This window comes from Oxalobacteraceae bacterium OTU3CAMAD1 (assembly GCA_024123915.1).
Taxonomy (GTDB): Bacteria; Pseudomonadota; Gammaproteobacteria; order Burkholderiales; family Burkholderiaceae_D; genus Rugamonas.
Map to the genome: position 1 here is coordinate 3,479,901 of CP099650.1, position 12,174 is coordinate 3,492,074.

Annotated in this window: 11 protein-coding genes; 6 read left to right on the forward strand and 5 right to left on the reverse strand. The window is 62.4% G+C overall.

Translation table 11 applies throughout. The features are described 5' to 3' along the window. Positions 1-73: 73 nt before the first annotated feature. From NHH88_15135 to NHH88_15155, 5 genes are all read right to left on the reverse strand, one after another. On the reverse strand, positions 74-745 hold the full coding sequence (locus NHH88_15135) for a PilZ domain-containing protein (GenBank protein ID USX17049.1): 672 nt from the start codon (positions 743-745) through the stop codon (positions 74-76). Positions 746-1,012: 267 nt separating this feature from the next. After that, complete coding sequence (locus tag NHH88_15140; protein ID USX17050.1) at positions 1,013-1,762, reverse strand: rRNA pseudouridine synthase; 750 nt, start codon at positions 1,760-1,762, stop codon at positions 1,013-1,015. Between the two features lie 22 nt (positions 1,763-1,784). Then, the gene (locus tag NHH88_15145) at positions 1,785-4,352 is read right to left on the reverse strand and encodes a [protein-PII] uridylyltransferase (protein USX17051.1); all 2,568 of its coding nucleotides are present in this window, start codon (positions 4,350-4,352) and stop codon (positions 1,785-1,787) included. Positions 4,353-4,373: 21 nt separating this feature from the next. After that, a complete protein-coding gene (gene map / locus NHH88_15150; protein USX17052.1) occupies positions 4,374-5,210 on the reverse strand; it encodes a type I methionyl aminopeptidase in 837 nt (278 codons plus the stop codon). A 165-nt stretch (positions 5,211-5,375) separates the two neighbouring features. Continuing rightward, positions 5,376-6,188, reverse strand: coding sequence for an MHFG family PEP-CTERM protein (locus tag NHH88_15155; protein USX17053.1), 813 nt, complete (start codon positions 6,186-6,188; stop codon positions 5,376-5,378). 343 nt (positions 6,189-6,531) lie between these two features. On the opposite strand from NHH88_15155, the gene NHH88_15160 reads away from it, so the two are divergent. From NHH88_15160 to frr, 6 genes are all read left to right on the forward strand, one after another. Then, positions 6,532-7,311 carry a DUF1080 domain-containing protein gene (locus NHH88_15160; protein USX17054.1) on the forward strand — a complete coding sequence of 260 codons (780 nt, stop codon included), beginning with the start codon at positions 6,532-6,534 and terminating at the stop codon, positions 7,309-7,311. 193 nt (positions 7,312-7,504) lie between these two features. Beyond that, entirely contained in the window at positions 7,505-8,563 is a 1,059-nt protein-coding gene (locus tag NHH88_15165) for a hypothetical protein (protein USX17055.1), read from the forward strand. A 185-nt stretch (positions 8,564-8,748) separates the two neighbouring features. Further along, positions 8,749-9,501, forward strand: coding sequence for a 30S ribosomal protein S2 (gene rpsB, locus NHH88_15170; GenBank protein USX17056.1), 753 nt, complete (start codon positions 8,749-8,751; stop codon positions 9,499-9,501). 127 nt (positions 9,502-9,628) lie between these two features. Beyond that, positions 9,629-10,540 carry a translation elongation factor Ts gene (tsf, locus tag NHH88_15175; protein ID USX17057.1) on the forward strand — a complete coding sequence of 304 codons (912 nt, stop codon included), beginning with the start codon at positions 9,629-9,631 and terminating at the stop codon, positions 10,538-10,540. A gap of 160 nt (positions 10,541-10,700) precedes the next feature. Beyond that, positions 10,701-11,417, forward strand: coding sequence for a UMP kinase (gene pyrH / locus NHH88_15180; protein ID USX17058.1), 717 nt, complete (start codon positions 10,701-10,703; stop codon positions 11,415-11,417). A gap of 47 nt (positions 11,418-11,464) precedes the next feature. Then, positions 11,465-12,025, forward strand: coding sequence for a ribosome recycling factor (gene frr / locus NHH88_15185; GenBank protein ID USX17059.1), 561 nt, complete (start codon positions 11,465-11,467; stop codon positions 12,023-12,025). Positions 12,026-12,174 lie beyond the last annotated feature (149 nt).

A 12,174-nucleotide genomic window follows, 5' to 3' on the forward strand; every position in this document is an offset into this window, starting at 1 on the left:
GGCGGGGAGGGTGGCGGGCGCGGTGCGCCATCGTGGTGCGACCGACGCCGGCCGCACCATTGTGGTGCTGGCGCTAGCGGTGGCGTCCGCTGTTGAGCTTGTCGAGCAGGCGGGTCAGCTCGTCCTGCATGGCCGGCGACAGATTGGTGAACTGGCACCCGATCTGCACCTGCTCGCCCAGCAGGAAGGAGCGGAAAGTGCGCGACAGGCGCACCTCGAGGTCGGCGATCATGACCGAATCGGGGCCGAGTTCGAGCCGCACGCGCTGCAGCTTGCGCCCCACGTGCAGGCCGACGCAGTCGCGCGGCGGCGCGCGCATGCCCACGCCGCCCGACGAGAAGTCGTACAGCTGCAATTCGTACGGCTTGCCGTTCAACACGAACGACGCCATGTAGTAGATGCCCAGCGGCGTCTCCAGCCGGGTCGAGGCGCGCCGGTTCAGCACCAGGCACTTGAGCGGGAAGCCCAGCGGGATCAGGGTCGGCACGCCGGGCTGGCAGGCCCAGTCCTCGGACGTCAGCTTGAACTGGATCTTCGCCGAACGCAGCCAGGCGACAAAGGTCGCCTCGCCGGGCGGCAGGAACTCGCCCTCGTTCAGTTCGAGCACGAAGTGGGGATTTTCGGGGTCCACCGAGCGGATGCGCGCCATCACCACGTTGGTGGTGCTGGCCGGGTAGATCGAGACCGGGTCGCCGTTGTCGGCGAGCAGGGTCAGCGAATCGCCGATGTCATGTTCATCGGTCATGTCATGCGGCTTCGAACCCGCCGGTATGGGCTCCACAGCGTCTTTTAGGCTGGGCGGGCCGCGGCGAATTTCGTTGGGTATGGGATCGTTCACGACGGCATATCTCTTTGATTATGACTTCAGCAATGCGAGGTCGGTTCGAACAGTTTACAAGTTATTCGTGCGCTTGGCTTGCTAAATAGCAATAACCAGCGAGAATATTTCGCGGAATGTGCGGTTTGATCCACGCGCGCGCCGGGGAGGGCGCCGCCGGCGCCCGGCCGCCGCTTAAAATTGCTCTTCGGGACGCAGGTAGCGCCACTGGCCGACCGGCAGGTCGCCCAGTTTGACCTTGCCGATGCGTACCCTTTTTAAACCGATCACTTTCAGGCCGACCATGTCGCACATGCGGCGGATCTGGCGTTTTTTGCCTTCGCGCAGGGTGAAGCTGAGCTGGTCGTCGTTTTGCCAGCGCACCTTGGCCGGCAGCAGCGGTTTGCCGTCCATCCACAGGCCGTGGTTGAGCTTTTTCAGGTCGCTGTCGGGCAGCTTGCCCGGCTTGGTGTACTCGACGCGCACCAAGTATTCCTTGTCGACGCTGGTGGTCTCGCCGATCAGGTGCTTGGCCACGCGGCCGTCCTGGGTCAGCACCAGCAGGCCGACCGAGTCGATGTCGAGGCGGCCGGCCGGCACCAGCGAGCGCAGCTGGGTGGGGTGGAACAGTTCCGGCGACGGATCGTCCGGCCAGCGGTTCTCCGGCTTGACCAGCACCACGGCCGGCTGGTAGCCGTCCTCGGCCTGGCCGCTGACGTAACCCATCGGCTTGTTGATCAGCACCGTCACGCGCTTCGATTGCTCGGCGGCGGCCTGGCGCTCGACGGTGACCTTCTGGCTCGGATAGACCTTGCTGCCCAGCTCGGAGACGACCTGGCCGTCCACCCGGACCCAGCCGCGCGCTATCCACTCGTCGGCTTCGCGGCGCGAGCACAGGCCCAGTTCGGACATGCGTTTGGACAGGCGTAATAATTCTTCTGACATGATGCTTTTCTATAGTTAAAGTTTAAACCTTGATCGCCTCGAGCAGGTCGGTTTCCAGCTGCAACTGGCTGCGCGCATTGCCCAGCGCAGCGCCGTCGATCAGGAACACGTCCTCGACCCGCTCGCCCAGGGTCATGACCTTGGCTGTATGCAGGTTGACGCGGTACTTGGCCAGCACGTTGGCGATCGAATACAGCAGGCCGGTGCGGTCGTTGGCGGCGATCGACAGCAGGTAGTACTGGCCGCGCTCGTCCGGGCGCAGGTCCACCGTCGGCTGCATCGGGAAGGTGCGCGACAGGCGCGACAACCGGCCCTTGCCGGGCGTTGTCAGCGGCTCCGGATGGGTCAGCACGCCGCACAGCTCGTGCTCGATCAGGTTGATGATGTCGCGGTAGCTCTTTGCGAAGTTCTGCTCGGTCACCAGGAAGGTGTCGAGCGCGTAGCCGTGCCGCGTGGTGTGGATCTTGGCGTCGAGGATGCTGAAGTTCTTGCGGTCGAAATAGCTGCAGATGCGCGCGAACAGGTCCGGCTGGTCGCGGATGTAGACGGCGATCTGCAAGCCTTCGCCGATCGGCGCCAGGCGGCACTTGACGATAGGCTTGTCGCTGGTGAAGCGGTCGTACAGCGCGCGCGTCTGCCAGGCGATGTCGGAGGCGTCGTGGCGCAGGAAGTAGGCGACGTCGAGCTGGCGCCAGAAGGCCTCGTGCGCGTCCGGCCCCAGGCCGTACAGCCGCAGCGTGGCCAGCGCCTCCTGCTGGCGGTTCTTCAGTTCGTGGTCGGCGCTGTGCGGCTCGCCGCCGAGCACGCGCAGGGTGATGCGGTACAGGTCCTCGAGCAGCTTGGCCTTCCAGGCGTTCCACACCTTGGGGCTGGTGCCGCGGATGTCGGCCACCGTCAGCAGGTACAGCGCCGTCAGGTGGCGCTCGTCGCCCACCGTCTTGGCGAAGGCGGCGATGACGTCGGGGTCCGACAGGTCCTGCTTTTGCGCCACCTGCGACATGGCCAGGTGCTGCTCGACCAGGAACACCACCAGCTCGGTGTCCTCGGCGCTCATGCCGTGCTCGACGCAGAACTGCTGGGCGTCGACCGTGCCCAGCTTGGAGTGGTCGCCGCCGCGTCCCTTGGCGATGTCGTGGAACAGCGCGCCCAGGTACAGCAGCCACGGTTGCGCGAAGTTGGCCATCAGCTGGCTGCAGAATGGGTACTCGTGCGCGTGCTCGGCCATCGTGAAGCGGCGCATGTTGCGCACCACCATCAGGATGTGCTGGTCGACCGTGTAGACATGGAACAGGTCGTGCTGCATCTGGCCGACGATCTTGCGGAAGTTCGGCAGGTAGCGGCCGAGGATCGACAGATCGTTCATGCGGCGTAGCGCGTGGATGATGCCCTGCGGCGCCTGCAAAATGCGCAGGAACAGCGCGCGGTTGGCCGGATCGGCGCGGAACTGGGTGTCGATCAGGAAGCGGTCGTGCCACAGCGCGCGCATGGTGCGCGAGGTCATGCCCTTGAGCGAAGGCCGCTCGGTCATGAGTACGAAAATTTCCAGGATGGCAGACGGGCGCTGGGCGAAGGTGTCGTCCTCGCGCATGTCGATCAGGCCGTTCAGATCGTTGAAGCGCTCGTTGATCGGCACGGCCAGCTCTTCCTGCGGGAACAGCCGTTCCTCGATATTCTGCAGCAGGATGGTGTTGAGCTGGGTGACGGTCTTGGCGGCCCAGTAGTAGCGCTGCATCAGGTATTCGCTGGCGCGGCGCATGCCGGGGCCGCTGCCGGTGGCCTGCAAGCCCAGCGACTCGGCAATGGCGGTCTGGATGTCGAACACCAGGCGGTCCTCGCGCCGGCCCGCGTGCAGGTGCAGGCGCACGCGGATGTCCTTGAAGGCGCGCTCCTTTTCCATCAGCTGCTTGGCCTCGGTCTGCGTGATCAGGCCGCTGGTGGCCAGGGTGCGCCAGGAGTTGGCCAGGCCGGCGGCCTTGACCAGCCACAGGATCACCTGCAGGTCGCGCAGGCCGCCCGGGCTTTCCTTGCAGTTCGGCTCCAGGCTGAAGGCGGTGTCTTCGTACTTGGCGTGGCGCTGGCGCATCTCCAGCAGCTTGGCGTGGTAGAAGGCGCGCGGATCCATCGCTTCGTCGTAGCGGCGCTGCAGCTGTTCGAACAATTGCTCGTCGCCGCAGATCACGCGCGCCTCGAGCAGGCTGGTTTGCACGGTGATGTCGGCGGCCGACTCGGTCAGGCATTCATCGACGGTGCGGATGCTGTGGCCGATCTCCAGGCCCAGGTCCCACAGCAGCTGCACCAGTTCTTCCAGCTTGGCGGTGGTGGGGGCGTCGGGCGCCTCCTCGAGCAGGATCAGCAGGTCGACGTCGGAATAGGGGAACAGCTCGCCACGGCCGTAGCCGCCGACGCCGATCAGTGCCGTGTTGGCCGGCAGGCGCGCCTCGTGCCAGGCCGTCGTCAAAACCGCGTCGACGCTCTGGCGCAGGCTGCGCAGCAGCTTTTCCGGCATGCCGTCGGCCTGGAAGCCGGCGATGACGATCTGGCGTTCGGCCTTGAGCTGGCGCTTGAGCTGCTCGCGCAGCTCGTTCTTCATGACGACCGCCGACATGGGCGCTTACGCCGCCACGGCCGGTGCGGCCGAGGCGTCGGCGTTGAGGATGAAGGCTGGCGGCGGCGGGCTGCCGGCCGACAGGGTCAGCACCTCGTAGCCGGTCTCGGTGACCAGGATGGTGTGTTCCCACTGCGCCGACAGGCTGCGGTCCTTGGTTTTGATGGTCCAGCCGTCGCCCATTTCGCGGATCTCTCGCTTGCCGGCGTTGATCATCGGCTCGATGGTGAAGATCATGCCCGGCTTGAGCTCGTCGAGCGTGCCCGGACGGCCGTAGTGCAATACCTGCGGCTCCTCGTGGAAGATCTTGCCGATGCCGTGGCCGCAGAACTCGCGCACCACGCTGTAGCCTGCTTTTTCGGCGTGCTGCTGGATGGCGTGGCCGATGTCGCCCAGGTGCGCGCCCGGCTTGACCTTGGCGATGCCCAACCACATGCATTCGTAGGTGATGTCGGACAGGCGCTTGGTCATGATCGACGGCTCGCCGATCAGGAACATGCGGCTGTTGTCGCCGTGATAACCATCCTTGATGACGGTGATGTCGAGGTTGACCGAGTCGCCGCTCTTGAGCAACTTGTCGCCCGGGATGCCGTGGCAGATGACGTCGTTGACCGAGGTGCAGATCGCCTTGGGGTAGGGCGTGTAGCCCGGCGGGCAGTAGTTCAGCGGCGCCGGGATGGTGCCTTGCACGTTGACCATGTATTCGTGGCAGAGGCGATCCAGTTCGCCGGTGGTCACGCCGGCCTTGACGAAGGGGGTGATGTAGTCCAGCACTTCGGAGCCCAGGCGGCCGGCCACGCGCATGCCGGCGATATCTTCGGCGGATTTGATGGAGATAGACATAGAGGATCGCAATCAGCAAGGTAAACGGTAAAAACGCAGGCGGCGAGCGGACTTTCGTCCGTCGCGGCGTGCAAATATGCTGAAATTATAAACGACGCCGGGGGCGTCGCGTGCGGCAACAACCGGTCTGTGGCGGAATCGGTCCCGGCGCTGTCCGGTCTCGCCTCAGGCGGCCTTGCCGGCGGCGGCCAGGGCGGCGGCCGCGCGGCGCTTGCGGCGCGCTGCGAAGCCCAGCAGGCCCAGCCCGCTCAACAGCATGGCGTAGGTCTCCGGCTCGGGCACCGGGGCGACCGGCGTCACGCCCGGCGGCGGGGGCGTGATCGGACGCACGCTGCCACCCGGGAAGATCGGCTGGTTGGTCGGAGTCGGGCGGCCGTCGAAGCCGCCCGGGCGCTCGACCGTGCGTTCCTCGATCGGCGCCAGCGCCAGCGGCGCCGGCAGGAAGCCAGCGGTGCGCAGGTTGGGCACGTCTTCGACGATAGGCGCGTCCAGCAGACCGAGGTCGCTGTCGCCGACATGCTCGTTCCAGTTCGGCGGCGTCGCGGCTGCCGGCGGCGGCAGCTGCGCCACGGCCGGGCGGGGGCGCACGATGCGGCTTACGTTGCCGCAGATTTTCGGTACCAGGATGCAATGTTGGTCGACGCAGTAGACGGCGCCCGGTTCATTTCGGCTGGCGGCCCACTTGCTGCGGGTGACGGTCTGGCAGACGGAGGCGGCGCCGAAGTGCATGTCGCGGATCTCGGCGTCGTAGACGTATTTGCCGGTGATGGCGTCGCGCGTGATGTTGACGGTCTCGTCCGGATTGCCGTAGGTGATGCGGTGCTTGAGCTTGACGCGTGTGCGTTCCGGGATGTCCGTGTAGCGGTCGATCGCCGCGTCGGTCTTGCCGGTATACGGGTTGGCGCCCGGCCGGTCCCAGGAGCAGCTGGGTTGCACGGTGGCCGCGGCCGCGAGGGTTATGGCAAAGAGGGTAGACATTAAGACAATCTCCGAAACGCAATATTGCAATTTTATCAGATATTACAAAAAAGCAAGTGTCTTATGGCTGCGGCACTAAACTTTTGCAAATGATATTACAAATTGCTTACGATTCCCATGATTGAGAACAATAAATTTCTGATTGTTACAATTTAACGTTTGGGTCGTTGTATTGCTGCCGACAATTGACATTGTTTGTCCAGGGCAAGGCCGGACGGGAGGCCGATTGCGTGATGGCGAGGTGGTCGCCCCGAGCAAAGATGCAAATATCGCTAGTAAACGCGCCGGGAAGCGGTTTACCCTATAAAACAACGATTTTCACCTACTTGCCAAAAGGAAAACAATGCAAATCACATCCGTCGCAGTGGTGGCCTTGCTTGCCAGTCATTTTATCGCCGCCGCCGCCGCCTCGGCCGGGCCGGTGGACCCGGTGGCGACTGAACTGTGGGCGCCCGAGCCGGCAAGGGTGGCGCCGGGCGAAGGTGCCAAGCCGCCCTCGGACGCCATCGTGCTGTTCGATGGCGCCAGCCTGGGAGAGTGGGTGTCCAGCGACGCCAGGGCTGGCGCGGCGCAATGGCCGGTGACCGGCGGGGTCTTGAAAGTGCGGAGCGGCTCAGGCCACATCCAGACGCGGCGCGACTTCCTCGACTACCAGCTGCACATCGAATGGCGCACTCCGGCCGATGTTGTCGGCGCCGGCCAGAGTCGCGGCAACAGCGGCGTGTTCCTGGCCGCCACCGGCCCGGCATTGCGCGGGTACGAGCTGCAGGTGCTCGACTGCGCCGCGAACAAGACCTATGTCAACGGGCAGGCCGCCAGCATCTATAAACAGTTTGCTCCGCTGGTGAATGCCTGCCGGCCGAACGGGGAATGGCAAAGCTACGACATCCTGTGGAGCGCGCCGCGCTTCCTTGCCGATGGCACGTTGCGGAGTCCGGCCCGCGTGACGGCATTCCATAACGGGGTACTGGTGCAATGGAACGCCGAGCTCAAAGGCGAAACGCTGTATGCGGGAACGCCCCGGTATTTCGCGCATGGGCGCTCGCCGATCATGCTGCAGGATCATGGAGATAAGGGGCCGGGTGTGGAGTTCAGAAATATATGGGTCAGGGAGGTCGATTGAACCGCCGGCGCCTCTCCACGGTTAACACTTCCGGCACGTTTCCTTGAAAAAGCTGCGCGTTGCAGGAATCAGTGCAATCTGCCTTATCCGTACGTACGCGCTTCCCTCTATCCTCCCCGGCGCAAGCGGCAGATCGCGGACGAACTGCTGAGTTCTGCAAATAATTTTGATGCGCAAAAAGAGGAAGAGACAAATGACACTACAAAAACGCGGTATGGGGGTTTTGCTGTGGGCGGCCTTGGCCGGATGCGGCGGGAGCAATGCAATGGCCAACGAGCCTGCGCCGCGGCCTGCCAGCGGGGCGTTCAATTGGACGTCGAGCCCGCCGCTGATCGCGCCCCAGCCGGATGCCAATCAGACGATTTATGGCGTGAAAGATCCGTCCATAGTCTATGCGAACGGCAAGTATCATGTATTTCTCACAACTGCCGGGTCCGCTGGTTGGGGTCTTGGCTACACCAGCTTCGACAAATGGGAGAACGCGCCGGCCGCGAAAATAGTTCCGCTGGATAAGTCCCCGATGGGACCGGGCTATCGCGCGGCGCCGCAGGTATTCTATTTCGCTCCACAGCAGACATGGTATATGGTTTACCAAGGTGGCGATCCGCTGTATTCAACCTCGAAGGATATCGGCGATCCGATGTCCTGGACTGCGCCCAAGCCGTTCTTCCCGGTCATTCCCGATATCATCAAGGAGCCGCAGGGTAACGGCTGGCTGGACTTCTGGGTCATCTGCGATGATAAGAAGTGCTATATGTTCGGTACCGACGATAATGGCCGCCTGCTTCGTTCCGAAACCGAATTGGCTCAGTTCCCTAACGGTTTTCGCAACACCGTCGCCGTCATGACGGAAAAAAGGGATGACGTATTCGAGGCGAGCAATACCTATAAGCTGGCCAACACGAATACCTACATTACGCTGGTGGAGGCGATTTCGCCGAAGGGGCGCTACTTCCGCATCTGGAAGAGCGATCGCCTCGACGGAAAATGGGAGCCTTTCTCTTCCGCGCCGATGAACGCGTTCGCGTCCGCCGACAACGTGGACAAGATCTGGTCGGAAGGCATTTCCCACGGTGAAATGGTACGCACCAATACCGATCAAACCATGACGATCGATCCATGCAAGCCGCTTGAATACCTGTTCCAGGGCAACGACCCCAAGGTGCGCGTCGACGACTACATCAAGCTTCCGTACCGCCTGGGCGTGATCACGGCCAAGGGCCCCAATCCGATCAGCGCACTCTGCCGATGACGGGCGGCGGCCGTCCGGGCTTGCCCAAATGGCCGCTTCCAGTGTAGAATCTCGGGTTGCTTGGATTTGACTTTCGGTTCAGGCAATAAAGTAGTTAATATTGTTTATTCATAAACGCGAATCCGATCGACAAGGGTGCCTATATGGTGACTGATCGGATTCCAGACCCAACCCTGGAGTTAAATATGTCCGTAACGATGCGCGAAATGCTGGAAGCCGGTGTCCACTTTGGTCACCAAACCCGTTTCTGGAACCCAAAGATGGCACCGTTCATCTTCGGTCACCGCAACAAGATCCATATCATCAACTTGGAAAAGACGATGGGTATGTATCAAGAAGCGATGAAACACGTGAAGCAGGTTGCTTCGAACCGCGGCACCATCCTGATGGTCGGCACCAAGCGTCAAGCCCGCGAAATCATCGCTGCTGAAGCGGCACGCGCAGGCGTTCCTTTCGTCGATCAGCGTTGGCTCGGCGGCATGCTGACCAACTTCAAAACCATCAAGACCTCGATCAAGCGCCTGAAGGACATGGAAGCCCAGATCGAAGACGGTTCGGTTGAGAAGCTGTCGAAAAAAGAAGCGCTGATGTTCCAACGCGAAATGATCAAGCTGCAAAAATCGATCGGCGGTATCAAGGACATGGGCGGCGTTCCTGACGCAATCTTCGTCGTTGACGTTGGCTACCATAAAGGCGCCATCACCGAAGCCGCTAAACTGGGCATCCCGGTCATCGGCGTGGTCGATACCAACCACTCGCCAGAAGGCGTTCAGTACGTTATTCCAGGCAACGACGACTCGTCGAAAGCCATCACGCTGTACGCCCGTGGCGTAGCAGACGCGATCCTGGAAGGCCGTGCAGCCGCCGGTAACGAGATCGTTGAAATGGTCAAAGCCGCAGCAGGCGACGAATTCGTCGAAGTGAACGAACAGGCTTAATTGTTCTGAACTAGCTGCAAGGAAAAAGGGGTGGCCAACAGCTCCCCCTTTTTTTTAACGTAAATGGGTAGAGCAGGGCTTACCGGCCGCTCCCCTTCCACCGAATACCGAATACAGGAGAAACACTATGGCAGCGATTACTGCAGCAATGGTAGGCGAACTGCGCGCCAAGACGGACGCGCCAATGATGGAATGCAAAAAAGCACTGACCGAAGCCGAAGGCGACATGGGCCGTGCTGAAGAGATCCTGCGCGTCAAGCTGGGCGGCAAGGCATCGAAAGCGTCGTCGCGCGTGACCGCCGAAGGCGTGGTCGCCACCTACATCGCCAACGGCGTGGGCGCGCTGATCGAAGTGAACTCGGAAACCGACTTCGTCGCCAAGAACGACGACTTCCTGAACCTGGCCAACACCGCCGCCAAGCTGGTCGCCGAAAACAACCCGGCCGACGTCGCCGCGCTGCTGGCCCTGCCAGCTGGCAACGGCCAGACCCTGGACGAGGTGCGTGCCGCCTTGATCGGTAAGATCGGCGAAAACATGTCGATCCGCCGCTTCCAGCGCTTCGAAACGACCGCCAAGCTGGCGTCGTACCTGCACGGCACCCGCATCGGTGTTGTGGTCGAGTTTGACGGCGCCGACGAACAAGTCGGTAAAGACGTCGCCATGCACATCGCCGCGATGAAGCCGGTGTCGCTGTCGGCCGACCAGGTTCCTGCCGAACTGATCGAAAAAGAGCGCTCGGTCGCCCAGTTGAAGGCCGATGAAGATGCAGCCACCGCCGCCGCCGCAGGCAAGCCAGCGCAGTCGCCGGAAATCGTCGCCAAGCGCCTGGAAGGCTCGGTCCAGAAGTATCTGAAGGAAGTGTCGCTGCTGAACCAGGCGTTCGTCAAGAACGACAAGCAGTCGATCGAACAGATGCTGAAGGAAAAAGCGACCACCGTGAAAGCATTCACGATGTACGTCGTCGGTGAGGGCATCGAGAAGAAGGTCGATGACTTCGCCGCAGAAGTGGCCGCTCAAATGGCCGCTTCCCAGGGTTAATAGTGAAAACGGGCCGCGAGGCCCGTTTTTTTAGCCCGGCAAGATAATCTTGTCTGTAACACCAGTTGTCCCCGGCGGCCATCGCGCCTATCTCAAGGTATGATAGGCGCCGGCAGCCTTCCCTGAATCAACCCCATACACACTTTAGGAGCCCCTTCTCATGTCCAAACCAGCCTACAAGCGCGTCCTCCTCAAACTGTCCGGCGAAGCCCTGATGGGCGATGATCCTTACGGCATCAACCGCGGCACGATCGAACGGATGGTCGCCGATGTGGCCGAGGTCGCGAAAATGGGCGTGGAACTGGCGATCGTCATTGGCGGCGGCAACATCTTCCGCGGCGTCGCCCCCGGCGCCCAAGGCATGGACCGCGCCACCGCCGACTACATGGGCATGCTCGCCACCGTCATGAACGCGCTGGCGCTGGCCGACGCGATGCGCCATGTCGGCATCACCGCGCGCGTGATGTCGGCCATCGGCATCGAGCAGGTGGTCGAGCCGTATGTGCGCCCGAAGGCGCTGCAGTACCTGGAAGAGGGCAAGGTCGTGGTGTTCGCGGCCGGCACCGGCAACCCGTTCTTCACCACCGACACGGCCGCCGCGCTGCGCGGTTCCGAGATCAGCGCCGAGATCGTGCTGAAGGCCACCAAGGTCGACGGCGTCTACACGGCCGATCCGAAGAAGGACCCGAACGCCACCCTGTACCACTCGATCACCTTCGACGAGGCGATCGCCAAGCACCTGCAAGTCATGGACGCGACCGCCTTCGCGCTGTGCCGCGACCAGAAATTGCCGATCAAGGTGTTCTCCATCACCAAGCCGGGCGCGCTCGCACGCGTCATCATGGGCGAGGATGAGGGTACACTGGTCCACGTGTAACGCCGTTAATACCATCATTATTTATATCCGATCACAGGAGAGCAGCAATGTCCGTAGCTGACGTTAAAAAGAATGCGCAAGAACGCATGACCAAATCGCTGGAAACCTTGCGCGCCGATCTGGCCAAGGTGCGCACCGGCCGCGCCCACACCGGCATCCTCGACCACGTGATGGTCGAGTACTACGGTTCGCCGACGGCCCTGACCCAGGTGGCCAACGTCACCCTGATGGATGCGCGCACCATCGGCGTGCAGCCGTTCGAGAAGAAAATGGCCTCGACCATCGAAAAAGCCATCCGCGACGCCGACCTGGGCCTGAACCCGTCGTCGCAGGGCGACATGATCCGCGTGCCGACCCCGCCGCTGACCGAGGAACGCCGCAAGGAAATGGTCAAGCTGGTCAAGAGCGAAGCCGAGGACGCCAAGATCGCGGTGCGCAACATCCGCCGCGACGGCAATGAAAGCCTGAAAAAGCTGGTCAAGGACAAGGCCATCTCCGAGGACGACGAGCGTCGCGCCTCCGACGACGTGCAAAAACTGACCGACAAGTTCATCGCCGACATCGACAAGATGGTTGTCGAAAAAGAAAAAGAAGTGCTGACGGTTTAACCCGGAAGACGCCGGCGGCCGCCTCCCCAGCCGGGTAGAGGGGTCGGACCCCGTACGGGGTCCGACCCCGCGCCGCTTTTGGGGCGTGGGTTATCATGGCGTCTTGTCTTTTTGCGTCACACCTGCAATACTTTATACTTTGGCACCAA